This window comes from Roseateles sp. GW823-FHT07B05 (genome assembly GCF_058794515.1).
The window spans coordinates 800,086-814,030 of the sequence record NZ_JBXAGX010000001.1; the positions used below are offsets into that span (position 1 = coordinate 800,086).

The window sequence follows — 13,945 nt, forward strand, 5'->3', positions numbered from 1 at the left end:
CTTGCAGACCCGCCCAAGCGCTCATCGGCATGAGTTTTTCAGCTGCGGTGGCGCATCAATACCGGCTTGAGCAGCCACGCGATCACCCCCAGCAGCAGCACGACGAAGCCCAGCCTGAGCGCCGCGCCGATGGGGCCCACCAGTGTTGCGGGCACCCAGGCTGCCAGCAGGTTGTGCAGCTCGCAGAACAGCCAGCCGCGCCGGACGGGGCAATCCTTCAGCGGCAGCGCGCCGGCGTCGTGGATCGCCAGGCCCTGCGCAGCCAGCATCCACAGCAGGGGCGCCAGCACGATGACGGCCAGCACGCGCACCGCCGGACCGATGGCGCTGCCATCACGGCGCAGCGTCGGCAGGCCGCCCTCGCGGCCGTCGGGGTACAGCGGCTTCATCGTCCGGCCGGCGCCTGCCACAGTTCCACCTTGTTGCCCTCGGGGTCGATGACCCAGCCGAACTTGCCGAAATCGGACTCGTCCACCTTGTCCAGCACGTTGCAGCCTTCGGCCCGCAGCGCCGCCAGCAGCGCGTGCAGGTCGGCCACACGGAAATTGACCATGAACGGCGCGGTGCCGGGCGCCATGTAGTCCGTGTCTTCCTTGAACGGGCTCCAGATCGTCGTGCCGGTGGGGCTGTCGTCCGCCCAGCGGAACACGGCGCCGCCCCAGTCGGTGACGTCCAGCCCGAGGTGCCGGCGATACCAGTCGCCCAGCGCCTGCGGGTCCCTGGCCTTGAAGAAGATGCCGCCGATGCCGGTGACGCGTTTCATGAAAGCTCCTGCGGGTGGGTGACGCGCAAGCGTACCCGCTCGATGCGGCCGACGGCGGGCGGTCAGCGCGGGGTGCCGAAATCCTGCGTCCAGTAGGTGCGGTAGCTGTTGTTGGCGTTGCCGGCCACGCAGGCCACGCCGATGTCCCGGTAGGCGGCGTTCATCAGGTTGGCACAGTGGCCGTCGCTCTTCATCCAGCCGTCCACCACCGCGGTGACCGTGCCCTGGCCGGCGGCGATGTTCTCGCCCACGCCACGCCAGGCGTAGCCGGCCGCAGTGACGCGGGTGCCCACGGTGCTGCCGTTGCTGCCGGTGTGGCTGAAGAAGTTGCCGGCCACCATGTCGTCGCTGTGCGCGACGGCGGCCTGCGTGAGCGCCGCGTTCCAGACCAGGTCGGGCGCGGCGGGAAAGCTGCCATTGGCGCCGCAGGTGGCGCCCTTGCGCCGGTAGGCGTTGACGGCCGCCAGCATGTCGGCCTGGAAGCCGGGCAGGTTGCAGCCGGTGCGGGTGCCGGCGGCCACGGGTGTCGTGGGTGCAGGCGAGGCGGTGGCCGGTGACGAGGGGGCCGGCGCGGCTGGCGATGCGGCCGGCGTGCTGCCGGTGGTGGCGCCCCCACCACCGCCGCCACAGGCGGTGAGCAGCAAGGCCAGCGGGAAGACGGTGAGCGGCGCGGTGCCGAGGCTACGGAGTGAACGCATGGGCGCGCAGCGTCGCACGCCGCGCCTGGGGGCCGGTTACCGTTTGCAGCGACGCAGGCGCCGCTGCAACAACCCCACACAACATGGCGGGCTAACGTTCAAAGTGACGAAGTACGCGGTACTTGATGGTGTTCGCCGTGGCCGCTAGCACTTCAATACGTGCGCCTTTGTAGCCCACTGTGCTTTCACTTGCGTCATATGACACTTCATGGGAAAGAGCGGGCTTGCTCTGATCATTGCTGTGCTGGCGATACACGAACCGCAATGTATTGCCTAAACGGCCGGCGTAGACAAGCTCTTGCTTGAAGTAATGCGACTGCGGGTCCACGTAGTCTGCGGGTTCGACTTTCAATGGGCCAGAGTTGAGGATGGCTTTGCCGACTAGATCACACACACCAAACGTGTTGGGCATGAAGACGCTGTTGTCGGCCTTGTCGAAGCAGAGCTTGAAACCCCGCAGTTTTGGCGCGTCTGCACTGGGCTGGGCAATAGCGAAAGTGGAAATTCGCGGGCCTGCATCGATTGGTTGCAGGACTTGCGGTGGTATCTCCTTCCTGCTGTTTGGAGTCAGCCCCCATGGCTCGACGACGCGGAGACTGCGTTTTGCACTGCCTTGTTCAAACGACAGCAGCGATGAGCCTACGTCCTCGGTTTGGATAGTCTGCAGTTCAGGCTTGCTGATGCTTTTGTGCTCAATGAGGACAGGTGCGTGGGTGGCGCAGCCGGCGAGTGCGAGTAACAGTGCCAGCGGCACGAATGGAATCTTTTTCATGCATCGAATGAATCGTTAGGGCGTGCATTGTGTGGGATGGTGACTGCGCGTCTGGTCACATATCCCACCACGATGGCAGCAGCGCGCGCACGTCGGGCCGGCGAAAGCGCTGGTCCAGCAGCCAGACGTAGCCCTTGTCGTCCACCGAGCGCAGCACGCGGCCGGCGGCCTGCACGACCTTCTGCAGGCCGGGTACGAGGTCGGCGTAGCCGTGGTCGGCGCCGAACATCGCGTCCAGCCGCTCGCGGAACTGATCCTGCAGCGGCGACACCGGCGGCAGGCCCAGCGTGGCGATGAAGGCGCCGATGAGGCGGGTGCCGGGCAGGTCCACGCCCTCGGCGAACGCGCCGCCCAGCACGGCGAAGCCGACGCCGTGGCCGCCCTCGACGAAGCGGTCCAGGAAGCCGCGCCGCGCCACCTCGCCCATCGCGCGGGCCTGGCTCCATTGCGGCACGTGCGGGTGGCGCAGCGCCAGCCGCTGCGAGGCCTGCTCCAGATAGTCGAAGCTGCTGAAGAAGGCGAGGTAGTTGCCCGGGTGCTCGGCGAACTGCGTGGCGATGACGTCCACCAGCGGGTTCAGCGACGCCTGGCGGTGCTCGTAGCGCGTGGACAGCGGCGCCACGCGCACGGTCAGGTGCTCGGGCGGGAAGGGCGCGGGCACGTCGATCCACGCGGTGTCTTCCGGCAGGCCCAGCAGGTTGCGCGGGTAGTCGGGCGGGCCCAGCGTGGCCGAGAACAGCGTGACGCTGTGCAGCCCCTCGAAGCGCTCCTTCAGGAAGAAGCCGGGCACGATGTTGCGCACCGACAGCAGCACGTCGGTCGTGCCGTCGTCGTCGTCTTCCAGCAGCGAGAGGTTGACGGGGGCGTCCAGCGGGGACGGCTGGCGCGTGGCGGCGCTGCGCTGCAGGTCGCACAGCGAGTGCGTGTCCAGCCGGTCCAGCAGGCGCTGCAGCCCCAGCACGTCGAAATAGAACTCCAGCAGCGGGCCCACGTCGAGCGGGTGGTTCTGCACATGCTCGCCCAGCGCCGTGTTGACGCGCTGCAGCGCCTCGGCCAGATCGTCGGGAATGGTCTTCAGCGGCTGGTAGTCGGCCGGCTGCGCGCGGGCCAGCGTGGCCAGTTCGCGGGCCAGCCGGCGCAGCGGCGGCTGCAGCACCTTGGGCGCGTCAGCCACGGCGCTGCGGACGCGATCGAGGCTGAGGCCGGTGCTGTACATGTCGCGCGCCCGGTCGACGAGGTTGTGTGCCTCGTCCACCAGCAGCGCGAGCTTCCAGCCCTGCGCCTGCGCCAGCCCGTAGAGCTGGCCGTGGGGGTCGAAGGCGTGGTGCACGTCGCCGACGACGACGTCGGCCCAGCGCAGCAGCTCCTGGCCCAGGTAGTAGGGGCAGACGCCGTGCCTGAGCGCGATGCGGCGCTGCGTGGGCGCGTCCAGCCAGCCGGCCTGCACGGCCTCGGCGCGGGCGGCGGGCAGCGCGTCGTAGAAGCCGTGGGCCAGCGGGCAGGCGTCGCCGTGGCAGGCCTTGGTGGGGTGTTCGCAGGCCTGCTCCTTGGCCACCAGCGTCAGCACGCGCAGGGCGCCTCGCGGCGCGCCGTCCGATGCCGCGCTGGTCGGCGCCGCCTCGCGCAGCGCGTGCAGCGCCTCCAGCGCCGTGATGCGGCCGGTGCCCTTGCAGGTCATGTAGCCGATCTTGTCGAGCCGCTGGCCGGGCATGGCGCGCAGCAGCGGGTACAGCGTGCCCAGCGTCTTGCCGATGCCGGTGGGCGCCTGCGCCAGCAGGTGGCGGCCGTTGGCGGCCACGCGGTAGACGGCTTCGGCCAGCAGGCGCTGCCCCGGGCGCAGCTCGCCGAGCGGGAAGGGCAGGGCGGAGAGGCTGGCGTCGCGCGCGCTGCGGTGCGCGGCCTCCTGCGCGGCCCAGGCCTCGAACTGCGCGCAGCGCGCCTCGAACGCGGCCTGCAGCGCGGTGGCGGTGAACTTGTCGCGCAGCACGGTCTCGTTCTGCGTGTCGGCGTCCACGTAGACGAGCGCCAGCTCCAGCTCGGCCAGCTCGCGGTCCGCGGCGATGAGCGCGCCGTAGGTCTCCAGCTGCGCCCAGTGCAGCGCGCGGCGGTTGTCGGGGATGAGGTCCACCGGGCCGCGGATGGTCTTGATCTCCTCCAGCCGGTTCACGTCCGCCTCGTAGCCATCGGCCCGGCCGCGCACGCGCAGGTGGCCGTGCACGGCTTCCAGCGGCAGCTCGATCTCGTAGCCGGGCGAGCGCCGCGCCAGCACGGCCAGCTGCATGGCCTGGCCCTCCAGCGCCGTGGCGGACGGCGTGAAGCGCCGGTCCAGGCTGCCGCGCTTGGCGGTGAACTCGCACAGGCTGCGGACGGAGACGGTGTAGGTCCAGTCAGCCATCAGAAGAGCGACAGGTTCTCGCGCTGCGGTTCCTTCACGCGCTCGATGGCTGCCGTGGGCGGCGGCACCTCGCTGGCATGCACGAGGTTGCCGATGCGCACGCCCATCAGCCGCAGCCGCTTGTCGAACTTGACGCGCTTGAGGCACAGGCCCACCGCGTGGCGGATGTCGGCGGCGCTGCTGATAGGGATCTTGACGGTCAGGTCGCGCGTGACGGTGACGAAGCCCTCGAAGCGCAGCTTGATGCCCACCGTCTTGCCCGCGTAGCGCTTGCGCGCGAGGTCGCCGGCCAGGCGCTCGCACAGCTCGTCCATGATCTGGCCCAGCAGCACCTTGTCGTGCCGGGCGCTCAGGTCGCGCTCGAAGGTGGTCTCGCGGCTGACGGACACGGGCTCGCTGTGCGTGACGACGGCGCGGTGGTCGCGCCCGTGCGAGGCGTTGTGCAGCCACGCGCCGTAGCTCTCGCCGAACTGCTCGATGAGCCAGCGCGGGTCCGCCGCCGCGATGTCGCCCACCGTCTCCAGCCCCAGCTTGACGAGCCGGTCGCCGGCCTTGGGGCCGATGCCGTTGATCTTGCGCACGGCCAGCGGCCACACGCGGGTGGGCAGGTCGTCCATCGTCAGCACGCTGATGCCATCGGGCTTGTCCAGCTCGCTGGCGATCTTGCTGAGCAGCTTGTTGGGCGTGATGCCGATGGAGCAGGTCAGCCCCGTCGCGCGGCCCACCGAGTTCTTGATCTCGCGCGCCACCGCCTTCACGCCGCCGAGCGGATCGTGGCCCACGGCGTCGCGCACGCCGGGCACGTCGGTCAGGTCGATGTAGATCTCGTCGATGCCGCGGTCCTCGATGACCGGCGCCACCTCGGCCACCGCCGCCTTGAACAGGCGCGAATACTTGCGGTAGCTGTCGAAGTCGGCCGGCAGCAGGATGGCGTCGGGCGCCCGCAGCGCGGCCTTCATCAGCCCCATGGCCGAGAACACGCCCAGGTCGCGCGCCGCGTAGGTGCTGGTGGTGACGACGCCGCGGCCGGTGTAGTCGCGCAGCTTCGAGTAGCGCCAGCTGCCGTCTTCCAGCTGCTGCGGCGCGTCGGCACGGCGCCCGCCGATGACGACCGCCTGGCCCTTCAGCTGCGGATAGCGCAGCAGCTCGACGGACGCATAGAAGGCATCCATGTCGAGGTGGGCGATCCACCGGTCGGGCAATAACATGGCCTCGATTGTCACTGGGAATAAAGACAGTTTCTGGCAGGGTGGTCAGAATGCGCCGACTCCACGACAGAGACGCCCGATGCGCACTGCGCTGCTGTTCCTTGTTTGCGCGCTGCTGGCCGCCTGTGCCGGCACGCCGCTGAACCCGCCCCGCAACAAGCCCGCCGTGGCCCAGCCGCAGCAGCGCGTGGCCGGCGCGCTGGACTCCGACGTGTCCGTGGCGCTCAGCTTCTCCGGTGGCGGCCTGCGCGCGGCGGCGTTCGCGCACGGCGTGCTGGAGGGCCTGCGCGAGCAGCCGTCCGTGCGCGGGCGCAGCCTGCTGGATGAGGTCAGCTTCATCACCAGCGTGTCGGGCGGCTCGCTGACGGCGGGCTATTTCGGCCTGCACGGCGCCGAGGGCATGCGCGAGTTCCGCGACAAGGTGCTGATGCGCGACGGCGAGGCCGGCCTACGCTTCAGCCTGCTGAACCCGACCAACCTGATGCGGCTGCTCGCCGGCGGCCTGAACGACCGCAGCAACTTCAGCGACTGGCTGGAGAAGGACGTCTTCAAGGGGGCCACCTTCGCCGACATGTTCCGCCACCAGCGCCCGGTCGTCTGGATCAATGCCAGCAACACGCAGTACCGGCTGGCCTTTCCGTTCCACGAGCGGGCGTTCGACGCGATCTGCAGCGACCTGGCCAGCTTCCCGGTCTCCGAGGCAGTGGCCGCGTCCATGGCCGTGCCGCTGTTCTTCGCGCCGGTCGTGCTGGAGAAGTTCCCCGAGGCCTGCCACACGCCGTTGCAGGGCGGGCCGGTGAACCGCGGTGCGCAGCGCGACGACCAGTACCGCCTGCGCCTGGCGCTGCAGCGCGCGCTGAAGGAGTTCCGCGACCCTCAGGCCGGCCGCTACCTGAAGCTGGTGGACGGCGGCGTGACCGACAACCTGGGGCTGGTCAGCATCCTGCAGAGCCGCGTGCTGATGAACACGCCCTACGGCCCCATCACCGAGCAGGACGCGGTGACGATGCGGCGGCTGCTGTTCATCGTCGTCGACGCCGGCCAGGGCCCCAGCGGCGACTGGAGCCGCCAGGTCACCGGGCCGTCGGGCGTGGACATCGCGACCGCGGCGGTGGACACCGCCATCGAAAGCACGATGCGCATGAGCTACGCCTACTTCGTGCCCATGGTGCGCGCCTGGGAGCGCGACATCGTCACCTACCGCTGCTCGCTGCCCGCCGAGCGCAAGGCCGCGATGCTGACGCTGAACCCCGACTGGCGCTGCGAGGACATCCGCTTCGAGGTGACGCAGATCAGTTTTGCCGACCTGCCCGAGGCCGAGGAGGCCGCCCTCAACGCCATCCCGACGCGGCTGAAGCTGCCCGCCGAGCAGATCGACCGGCTCATCGCCGCCGGGCGTCAGGCGGCGGCGGCGGACGCGGTCGTCAACCGCTTTTCAGCGGCGATGCGGCGCGGCGAGTAGGGGCTGCGAACGCGGCCCATTGCCACGGTGTTGGCGGGCCCTCACCACAGCCCGTGCACCTGCGGCGCGATGCGGCGCCGGTACAGGTCCGCCAGCGCGTCCATCAGCGGCGCGGGCAGCGCGGCCAGGTCGGCGGCGCTGACGTTCTCGTCCACCTGGGCCGGCGTGCGGCCGCCGGGGATGGCGGTGGTGATGGCTTCGAACATGAGGATCCAGCGCAGCGCAAGCCGCGCCATGCTGACGCCCTCGGGCAGCAGCCGGCGCAGTTCCTCGACGGCAGCCAGGCCCTGCTCGAAGTCGACGCCCGAGAAGGTCTCGCCCTTGTCGAACGCCTCGCCCTGGCGGTTGAAGCCGCGGTGGTCATCGGCGGCAAAGGTGCTGTCGCGCGTGAACTTGCCCGACAGCATGCCGCTGGACAGCGGCAGCCGCGCCAGCACGCCCACCTGCGCCGCCTGAGCGGCGGGCAGGAACACCTCCGCCGGCCGCTGGCGGAACAGGTTGAAGATGATCTGCACCGACTGCACGCCGGGGAACTTGATCGCCGCCATGGCTTCGTCGATGCGCTCGACGCTGACGCCGTAGTGGCGCAGCTTGCCCTCGCGCACGAGGTCGTCCAGCGCGCCGAAGACCTCGGGCATCGTGTAGACGGCCGTGGGCGGGCAGTGCAGCTGCAGCAGCTCGATCGTGTCGGTGCCCAGGTTCTGCAGGCTGCGCTCGATGAAGGGGCGCAGGTCCCGGTAGCCGTCGGCCACGTGCGGGTTCAGGCGGCGGCCGGCCTTGGTGGCCACAACGAACGGGTCGCTCGGCCGCTCCTGGCGCAGCCGGGCCAGCAGGCGCTCGCTGTGGCCGTCGCCGTAGACGTCGGCCGTGTCGAAGAAGTTCACGCCGCGGTCCAGCGCGCGGTGCAGCGCGGCAAGAGCGGCCGTGTCGTCGGTGTCGCCCCAGGTGCCGCCGATGGCCCAGGCGCCGAAGCCGATGGTGGAGACGTTCAGGCCGGTGCGGCCGAGGGAGCGGTAGAGCATGTCAGATGCCGGTGAGTCCAAAAGAAAACCGCGCGCCGGCAGGGCGCGCGGTTGTCAAATGGTAGCGCGAACAACAGACCCGCGCAGGGCCTGGGTTCAGAGCACTTCGGACGCGAAATCCGCCAGCCGCGAGCGCTCGCCGCGCGCCAGCGTCACATGGCCGCTGTGGGCCCAGCCCTTGAAGCGGTCCACCGCGAACGTCAGGCCGGAGCTGCCTTCGGTCAGGTAGGGCGTGTCGATCTGCGCCAGGTTGCCCAGGCAGACGATCTTGGTGCCGGGGCCGGCGCGCGTGATCAGCGTCTTCATCTGCTTGGGCGTCAGGTTCTGTGCCTCGTCGATGATGACGAACTTGTTCAGGAACGTGCGCCCGCGCATGAAGTTCAGGCTCTTGATCTTGATCTTGCTGCGCACCAGGTCGTTGGTGGCCGCGCGGCCCCATTCGCCGGCGGACGAGCCGCCCTTGGCCAGCACTTCGAGGTTGTCGTCCAGCGCGCCCATCCACGGGCCCATCTTCTCTTCCTCGGTGCCGGGCAGGAAGCCGATGTCCTCGCCCACCGGCACCGTGACGCGGGTCACGATGATCTCGCTGTAGCGGCGCTCGTCGAACACCTGCGCCAGCGCGGCAGCCAGCGTCATCAGCGTCTTGCCGGTGCCGGCCGTGCCGGTCAGCGTGATGAAGTCGCAGTCCGGGTCCATCAGCAGGTTCAGCGCGAAGTTCTGCTCGCGGTTGCGCGCGGTCACGCCCCAGACGGCATGCTTCTGGTGGCCGTAGTCCTTCAGCGTCTTCAGCACCGCCGTCTTGCCGGTGATCTCGGTGACCTTGGCGTACAGCGGCGTGGCGCCGGGCGCCTCCAGGTAGACCAGCTCGTTCACCAGCAGCGTGGGCACCAGCGGGCCGGAGATCCGGTAGAACGTCGTGTTGCCCTGCTGCCAGCTCTCCATGGTCTTGCCGTGGCGCTCCCAGAAGTCCGAGGGCAGGGCCTGGACGCCGGTGTAGAGCAGGTCGGAGTCTTCCAGCGTCTTGTCGTTGCGGTAGTCCTCCGCCGGCAGGCCCAGCGCGCGGGCCTTGATGCGCATGTTGATGTCCTTGGACACCAGCACGACTTCGCGGTCCGGGTGCAGGTTCTTCAGCGCCTGCACGACGCCGAGGATCTGGTTGTCTGCCTTGCCCTGTGGCAGGCCTTGCGGCAGCGGCGTGTCGATCAGCTGGGTCTGGAAGAACAGCTTGCCTTCCGCCTCGCGGTGGCCGGTGCCGGCCAGCGGCAGGCCCTTGGCCATCTCCTCGATGGAGCTGCTTTTCAGGCTGGCGGCGAGCTGGTCCAGCTCACGGCTGACCTGGCGCACGTTGCGGGCGACCTCGGTCATGCCCTTCTTGTGCCCGTCCAGCTCCTCGAGCGTGATCATGGGCAGGTAGACGTCGTGCTCCTCGAAGCGGAACAGCGACATCGGGTCGTGCATCAGCACGTTGGTGTCCAGCACGAACAGCTTGGCGGCCTCGGCCGGCTTGCGCGTGCGTTTGGGCGCGGCGGCCCTGGCCGGGGCCTTGCTGGCCGTCTTGGTTGGCAGTGCCGGCTTGGCGGCCGGGGCGCCGGCCGCGGGGGTGGGGAGGCGCAGCACTTCGGCTGTCGGGGCCGCGACCGGCACAACCGGGGCAGCGGCGGGCGCGGCCTTGGGTGCCGCGCGGGATTTGCTGGGGGTCAGAGTGGCCGAGTAAGCGGTGGCATCGAGGCGGCTGGCGCGTTGTGCAGGAGGCTTGGGCAGTGGCATGTACGGCGTGTCGGCGGCAGGTGAACCCCACGCTCACCAGGCGTCAGAAAGCAAAAAGCCGCACAGGATGAGTGCGGCTTTTTGATCTGAGGCATGGATGCGACCCGGGGCATGAGCCGATTATGCACATCCCGCGGGTGCCCGCGATGTCGGAGCGCAACGCGGTTAGGCGGCTTCCTTCTTCAGGCCCTTCACAGCCTTCAGCACCTCGTCGACATGGCCGGCGACCTTGATGCCGCGCCATTCACCCACCAGGATGCCGTTCGGGGCGATCAGGAAGGTCGAGCGCTCGATGCCCTTGACCTTCTTGCCGTACATGATCTTGTTCTTGACCACGCCGAACATGTGGCACAGCTTCTCTTCGGTGTCGGCGATGAGCTCGAACGGCAGTTCCAGCGCCTGCTTGAACTTGTCGTGCGAGACCATGTTGTCGCGCGACACGCCGAACACGACAGCGCCGGCCTTCACGAAGTCCTTGTGGCGATCACGGAATTGCATCGCTTCGGTGGTACAACCCGGCGTGTTGTCCTTCGGATAGAAGTACAGCACGACCGACTTGCCCAGGAAGGCGTTGGCGGTGAACTTCACGCCGCCGGTGGCTTGAGCCTCAATTTCCGGCAGGGGTTTGTTGAGCGCAGGCGTCATTGGGGGGTGCGGCAAGTTGTGCTCGCGGGGTCCCCGGTTCGTGAATCGTTCCGTGAAGACCTTCACGGAAGCAATCTACGCGGGCGCCCGCAGGCAATAGCCGCTCATTATAAGGCCTCGCCTACGCTCGGCGGCCGGAGGTCATCCCTCGATCAGCAGTGCCGCCAGCACGTTGCGGCCTTCGCTGGCCAGCACGTTGTAGGTGCGGCAGGCGGCGGCGATGTCCATCACTTCGAAGCCGATACGCGCTTCGACCAGCCCGCGCCACAACGCCGGGCTCGGGAAGCGCAGCTTCGCACCGCTGCCGAAGACGACCAGTTCGGGATTCATCGCCTTGATTGCTTCGAAATCCGCGGGCCGAAGTTCCTCGAAGCGCGAAGGCGCCCAGGGCTGCACGTCGCCCTTCCAGGGGACGAGAACGCTGGCCGTGTGAGGCCGGCCGTTGACCCAGACGCCCTGGGTGTCGTGGCGGGAAATGGTGTTGCCGCCTTGCGGCTCGTCGAGCTGAAACTTCATCGGAAAACGCTGGGCTGAGGGCCGGGCGGGAGTGTCGCCCAGAACGGCGCTTCCCATGCCCCGGCCCTTAAACTTCGGGGTTCCCCTTGCTATGCAGCCTTCGCTGCGCCGGAGCCCCCTTTTGAAGCCCATCGCCAAGTCCAGCAAGCTCGCCAGCGTCAGCTATGACATCCGCGGCCCGGTGCTCGACAAGGCCCGGCAGATGGAGGAAGAGGGCCAGAAGATCATCAAGCTGAACATCGGCAACACGGCCGTGTTCGGCCTGACGCCGCCGGACGAGATCGTGCAGGACATGATCCGCAACCTCAGCGACGCTGGCGGCTACACCGACAGCAAGGGCCTGTTCGCGCCGCGCAAGGCGGTGGTGCACTACACGCAGCAGAAGGGCGTCAAGGGTGTCACGGTGGACGACGTCTACCTCGGCAACGGCGCGTCCGAGCTGATCCAGATGGCCATCAACGCGTTGGTCAACGACGGCGACGAGATCCTGATCCCCGCGCCGGACTTCCCGCTCTACACGGCCGTCGTGGGCCTGTCCGGCGGCCGCCCCGTGCACTACCGCTGCGACGAGGGCGCCGGCTGGCTGCCCGACCTGGCGGACATCGAGAGCAAGATCACGCCGCGCACGCGCGGCATCATGGTCTGCAACCCGAACAACCCGACCGGCGCGCTGTACCCCAACGACCTGCTGCTGGGCATCATCGAGCTGGCGCGCCGGCACCAGCTGGTCGTCTTCGCCGACGAGATCTACGACAAGACGCTGTACGACGGCCACACGCACACCAGCATGGCGTCGCTGGCCGACGACGTGCTGTTCATCACCTTCAACGGCCTGTCCAAGAACTACCGCAGCTGCGGCTACCGGGCCGGCTGGATGGTCGTCAGCGGCGAGAAGCGCCATGCCCGCGACTACATCGAGGGCCTGAACATGCTGGCCTCGCTGCGGCTGTGCTCCAACACGCCGGGCCAGTTGGCGATCCAGACGGCGCTGGGCGGCTACCAGAGCATTGACGACCTCGTCGCGCCCACCGGCCGGCTGTGCCGCCAGCGCGACCTGGCCTATGAGCTGCTGACGCAGATCCCCGGCATCAGCGTCGTCAAGCCCAAGGCGGCTCTGTACATGTTCCCGCGCCTGGACCCCAAGATGTACCCCATCGCCGACGACCAGCAGTTCGCCTACGAGCTGCTCGCCGAGGAGAAGGTGCTGATCGTCCAGGGCACCGGCTTCAACTGGCCCGAGCACGACCACTTCCGCCTCGTCTTCCTGCCCAACGTGGACGACCTGCGCGAGGCCATCGGCCGCATCGAACGTTTCCTGGGTGGCTATCGCCGCCGTCACTCTTCCTGATTTCCGTTGTCTGAAAGCTCTGCAATGAAAGCGATTCAAGTCGGCCTGATCGGCCTCGGCACCGTCGGTGCCGGCACCTTCAACGTGCTGCAGCGCAACCAGACCGAGATTCGTGGCCGCGCCGGCCGGGGCATCGAGATCGCGATGGTCGCGGCCCGCAATGCCGAACGCGCCAAGGCCTACCAGGCCATCGTGGGCGACGCCGTGCCCTGCACGGGCGACGCGCAGCAGCTCGTCAACAACCCGGCCATCGACATCGTCGTCGAGCTGATCGGCGGCATCGAGCCGGCACGCACGCTGGTGCTCCAGGCGATTGCCAACGGCAAGCATGTCGTCACGGCCAACAAGGCGCTGCTGGCGCTGCATGGCACGGAGATCTTCGAAGCGGCGCGCGAGAAGGGCGTCGTCGTCGCGTTCGAGGCGGCCGTGGCCGGGGGCATCCCCATCATCAAGGCGCTGCGCGAAGGGCTGACGGCCAACCGCATCGAGTGGATCGCCGGCATCATCAATGGCACGACGAACTTCATCCTGTCCGAGATGCGCGGCAAGGGCCTGGACTTCGCCACCGTGCTGAAGGAAGCCCAGCGTCTGGGCTACGCCGAGAGCGACCCGACCTTCGACATCGAAGGCGTCGATGCCGCCCACAAGCTGACCATCATGAGCGCCATCGCGTTCGGCGTGCCGGTGCAGTTCGACAAGGCCCATGTGGAAGGCATCTCCAGCCTGCAGGCCACCGACATCAAGTATGCCGAGCAGCTCGGCTACCGCATCAAGCTGCTGGGCATCACACGTCGTCGTGACAACGGCTTCGAGCTGCGCGTGCACCCGACGCTGATCCCGTCGACCCGCCTGATCGCCAACGTCGAGGGTGCGATGAACGCCGTCGTCGTGCAGGCCGACGCCGTCGGCACGACGCTGTACTACGGCAAGGGCGCCGGCGCCGAGCCGACGGCCTCGGCCGTCGTCGCCGACCTGGTGGACGTGACCCGCCTGGCCACCGCCGACCCCGACCATCGCGTGCCGCACCTGGCCTTCCAGCCCGATGCGATGAGCGACACGCCCGTGCTGCCGATGGCCGACGTGCAGACCGCCTTCTACCTGCGCCTCGTCGTCGCCGACCAGGCCGGCGTGCTGTCGCGCATCACCACCATCCTGGCCGAGCACGACATCTCCATCGACGCCGTGCTGCAGCGCGAGTCCGCCGAAGGCGAGCGCCAGACCGACCTCATCATCCTGACGCACGACACGTCCGAAGGCCGCATGAACGAAGCGCTGGCCAAGATGCAGGGCCTGCCGACCGTGCTGGCGCCCATCGTCCGTATCCGCAAGGAAGAACTGGCCTGAGGCCG

13 protein-coding genes are annotated in these 13,945 nt (G+C 68.7%); 3 read left to right on the plus strand and 10 right to left on the minus strand.

The annotated features are described in order from the left end of the window. Positions 1-38: 38 nt before the first annotated feature. From AC1Q7O_RS03320 to AC1Q7O_RS03345, 6 genes are all read right to left on the minus strand, one after another. Entirely contained in the window at positions 39-389 is a 351-nt protein-coding gene (locus AC1Q7O_RS03320) for a hypothetical protein (protein WP_492658426.1), read from the minus strand. Then, complete coding sequence (locus tag AC1Q7O_RS03325) at positions 386-763, minus strand: VOC family protein (RefSeq protein WP_492658425.1); 378 nt, start codon at positions 761-763, stop codon at positions 386-388. The genes AC1Q7O_RS03320 and AC1Q7O_RS03325 overlap by 4 nt, the downstream gene beginning before the upstream one ends. Before the next feature lie 62 nt (positions 764-825). Beyond that, complete coding sequence (locus AC1Q7O_RS03330) at positions 826-1,461, minus strand: CAP domain-containing protein (protein WP_492658424.1); 636 nt, start codon at positions 1,459-1,461, stop codon at positions 826-828. Between the two features lie 91 nt (positions 1,462-1,552). Further along, the gene (locus tag AC1Q7O_RS03335) at positions 1,553-2,233 is read right to left on the minus strand and encodes a hypothetical protein (protein WP_492658423.1); all 681 of its coding nucleotides are present in this window, start codon (positions 2,231-2,233) and stop codon (positions 1,553-1,555) included. 55 nt (positions 2,234-2,288) lie between these two features. Then, on the minus strand, positions 2,289-4,628 hold the full coding sequence (locus AC1Q7O_RS03340; protein WP_492658422.1) for an ATP-dependent DNA helicase: 2,340 nt from the start codon (positions 4,626-4,628) through the stop codon (positions 2,289-2,291). Beyond that, positions 4,628-5,836, minus strand: coding sequence for a DNA polymerase Y family protein (locus tag AC1Q7O_RS03345; protein WP_492658421.1), 1,209 nt, complete (start codon positions 5,834-5,836; stop codon positions 4,628-4,630). Before AC1Q7O_RS03345 ends, AC1Q7O_RS03340 begins: the two co-directional genes overlap by 1 nt. A 79-nt stretch (positions 5,837-5,915) precedes the next feature. Here AC1Q7O_RS03345 and AC1Q7O_RS03350 point away from each other — a divergent pair, with 79 nt between their 5' ends. After that, positions 5,916-7,298, plus strand: a complete 1,383-nt coding sequence (locus AC1Q7O_RS03350) for a patatin-like phospholipase family protein (protein WP_492658420.1) — start codon at positions 5,916-5,918, stop codon at positions 7,296-7,298. A 41-nt stretch (positions 7,299-7,339) separates the two neighbouring features. On the opposite strand, the gene AC1Q7O_RS03355 is transcribed toward AC1Q7O_RS03350, so the two are convergent. The 4 genes from AC1Q7O_RS03355 to AC1Q7O_RS03370 form a co-directional block, all read right to left on the minus strand. Beyond that, on the minus strand, positions 7,340-8,320 hold the full coding sequence (locus AC1Q7O_RS03355) for an aldo/keto reductase (protein ID WP_492658419.1): 981 nt from the start codon (positions 8,318-8,320) through the stop codon (positions 7,340-7,342). 96 nt (positions 8,321-8,416) lie between these two features. Beyond that, positions 8,417-10,087 (minus strand): PhoH family protein, encoded by a 1,671-nt coding sequence (locus AC1Q7O_RS03360; RefSeq protein ID WP_492658418.1) that lies wholly within the window; start codon positions 10,085-10,087, stop codon positions 8,417-8,419. A 165-nt stretch (positions 10,088-10,252) separates the two neighbouring features. Further along, positions 10,253-10,732, minus strand: coding sequence for a peroxiredoxin (locus AC1Q7O_RS03365; RefSeq protein ID WP_492658417.1), 480 nt, complete (start codon positions 10,730-10,732; stop codon positions 10,253-10,255). Positions 10,733-10,873: 141 nt separating this feature from the next. Continuing rightward, positions 10,874-11,305, minus strand: a complete 432-nt coding sequence (locus AC1Q7O_RS03370; RefSeq protein WP_492658416.1) for an Mth938-like domain-containing protein — start codon at positions 11,303-11,305, stop codon at positions 10,874-10,876. Positions 11,306-11,369: 64 nt separating this feature from the next. On the opposite strand from AC1Q7O_RS03370, the gene AC1Q7O_RS03375 reads away from it, so the two are divergent. Both AC1Q7O_RS03375 and AC1Q7O_RS03380 read left to right on the plus strand, forming a co-directional pair. Beyond that, complete coding sequence (locus tag AC1Q7O_RS03375; protein ID WP_492658415.1) at positions 11,370-12,596, plus strand: pyridoxal phosphate-dependent aminotransferase; 1,227 nt, start codon at positions 11,370-11,372, stop codon at positions 12,594-12,596. Positions 12,597-12,620: 24 nt separating this feature from the next. Continuing rightward, the gene (locus tag AC1Q7O_RS03380) at positions 12,621-13,940 is read left to right on the plus strand and encodes a homoserine dehydrogenase (RefSeq protein ID WP_492658414.1); all 1,320 of its coding nucleotides are present in this window, start codon (positions 12,621-12,623) and stop codon (positions 13,938-13,940) included. Positions 13,941-13,945 lie beyond the last annotated feature (5 nt).

Bases quoted from the DNA above. Each gene is read 5' to 3' on its own strand.
- AC1Q7O_RS03350 (WP_492658420.1), top strand. From the start codon at position 5,916: ATGCGCACTGCGCTGCTGTTCCTTGTTTGCGCGCTGCTGGCCGCCTGT.
- AC1Q7O_RS03340 (WP_492658422.1), bottom strand. From the start codon at position 4,628: ATGGCTGACTGGACCTACACCGTCTCCGTCCGCAGCCTGTGCGAGTTC.
- AC1Q7O_RS03325 (WP_492658425.1), bottom strand. From the start codon at position 763: ATGAAACGCGTCACCGGCATCGGCGGCATCTTCTTCAAGGCCAGGGAC.
- AC1Q7O_RS03335 (WP_492658423.1), bottom strand. From the start codon at position 2,233: ATGAAAAAGATTCCATTCGTGCCGCTGGCACTGTTACTCGCACTCGCC.
- AC1Q7O_RS03370 (WP_492658416.1), bottom strand. From the start codon at position 11,305: ATGGGAAGCGCCGTTCTGGGCGACACTCCCGCCCGGCCCTCAGCCCAG.
- AC1Q7O_RS03345 (WP_492658421.1), bottom strand. From the start codon at position 5,836: ATGTTATTGCCCGACCGGTGGATCGCCCACCTCGACATGGATGCCTTC.
- AC1Q7O_RS03355 (WP_492658419.1), bottom strand. From the start codon at position 8,320: ATGCTCTACCGCTCCCTCGGCCGCACCGGCCTGAACGTCTCCACCATC.
- AC1Q7O_RS03320 (WP_492658426.1), bottom strand. From the start codon at position 389: ATGAAGCCGCTGTACCCCGACGGCCGCGAGGGCGGCCTGCCGACGCTG.
- AC1Q7O_RS03330 (WP_492658424.1), bottom strand. From the start codon at position 1,461: ATGCGTTCACTCCGTAGCCTCGGCACCGCGCCGCTCACCGTCTTCCCG.
- AC1Q7O_RS03365 (WP_492658417.1), bottom strand. From the start codon at position 10,732: ATGACGCCTGCGCTCAACAAACCCCTGCCGGAAATTGAGGCTCAAGCC.
- AC1Q7O_RS03360 (WP_492658418.1), bottom strand. From the start codon at position 10,087: ATGCCACTGCCCAAGCCTCCTGCACAACGCGCCAGCCGCCTCGATGCC.
- AC1Q7O_RS03380 (WP_492658414.1), top strand. From the start codon at position 12,621: ATGAAAGCGATTCAAGTCGGCCTGATCGGCCTCGGCACCGTCGGTGCC.